General features: G+C 71.3%; 1 protein-coding gene. It reads left to right on the forward strand.

Features of this window, described 5'->3' with window-relative positions; genetic code table 11:
• Positions 1-773 (forward strand): DsbC family protein (locus ACKVMH_RS13560; protein ID WP_412700673.1); only part of this gene is annotated, 773 nt, incomplete at both ends.

Here is a 773-nt window from a genome sequence, read left to right on the forward strand (position 1 = left end):
CCGGCGCCGACGCTGCGCCGCGGTCCTCGGCCACGCCGGCAACGCTCGCGGCCAAGCCGGCAGCAGGCACGGCCGACGCGCGCGCGGTCGACGCGATCAAGCAGCTCAATCCGCGGATCGAGGTCGAGAGTGTCGGGGCCGCGCCGCTGCCGGGTTTCCGCGAGGCGATCGTCGGCGGCCAGGTGGTCTACGTCAGCGACGATGGCCGCTACCTGTTCCTGCCCGGTTCGGGCGGCGCCCTGATCGACAGCCGGACCGACCGCAACCTGACCGAGGTGGCGCTGGCCGGCATGCGCACCAAGCTGCTGGAGACGATCCCGGCGAGCGAGCGCATCGTGTTCGCGCCGCCGAACCCCAGGCACACCGTCACCGTGTTCACCGACGTCGAATGCGGCTACTGCCGCAAGCTCCACAGCGAGATCGCGCAGTACAACGCGCAGGGCATCGCGGTGGAGTACCTGGCGTTCCCGCGGATGGGCATCGGCAGCGAGGACTTCGAGAAGATGGTCTCGGTCTGGTGCGCCGACGACCGCAAGCAGGCGCTCACCGACGCCAAGGCCAGCGGCAAGGTCCAGGAGCGCGACTGCAAGAACACCGTCACCATGCAGTACAACATCGGCCAGCGGGTCGGCCTGACCGGTACCCCGATGATCCTGTCCGAGGACGGCATCCAGCTGGGCGGCTACGTCCCGCCGCAGGCGCTGCGCGAGACGCTCGACCGGATGGCCGCGGAGAAGGCCGCGGCTGGCGCTGACACCGGCGCCGCCGGCGGC

Origin of the sequence: Lysobacter zhanggongensis (assembly GCF_046638635.1) — a bacterium.
GTDB classification, from domain to species: Bacteria; Pseudomonadota; Gammaproteobacteria; order Xanthomonadales; family Xanthomonadaceae; genus Novilysobacter; species Novilysobacter luteus.